Source organism: Vibrio sp. 10N.222.55.C6 (genome assembly GCF_041473395.1).
GTDB classification, from domain to species: domain Bacteria; phylum Pseudomonadota; class Gammaproteobacteria; order Enterobacterales; family Vibrionaceae; genus Vibrio; species Vibrio crassostreae_C.
Genome location: NZ_JBFRSD010001278.1, coordinates 1 through 307, shown reverse-complemented (window position 1 = coordinate 307; position 307 = coordinate 1). Strand labels below are relative to the sequence as shown.

Sequence of the window (307 nt, the reverse complement as noted above, 5' to 3'; positions counted from 1 at the left end):
CTTAAGCTTTATACGTTGGATAATCAATCAGACCTTTCTCACCACCACCAAACAAGGTGTTTGGATCATGCTCTGCCAATGGGTAGCCGTGAAGTAGACGTTCAGGAAGATCGGGATTCGCCACAAAAGGTCGACCAAAGCCGATCATATCAGCCAGTCCGTCATCAATAGCTTGCTTTGCTTTTTCCGCATTATAACGACCTGCGTAGATCAGCACGCCTTGAAAAGCATTGCGCATTGCACGTTTGAATGAGACGGGTGTATCTGGTGCATCATCCCAATCGACTTCAGCAATATGTAGGTACAC

General features: G+C 46.6%; 1 pseudogene. It reads right to left on the bottom strand.

Going from position 1 to position 307, the window contains the following annotated elements:
* Nucleotide 1: 1 nt before the first annotated feature.
* A pseudogene (locus AB4486_RS28530) lies at nucleotides 2–307 on the bottom strand (alkene reductase); the annotation flags it as partial.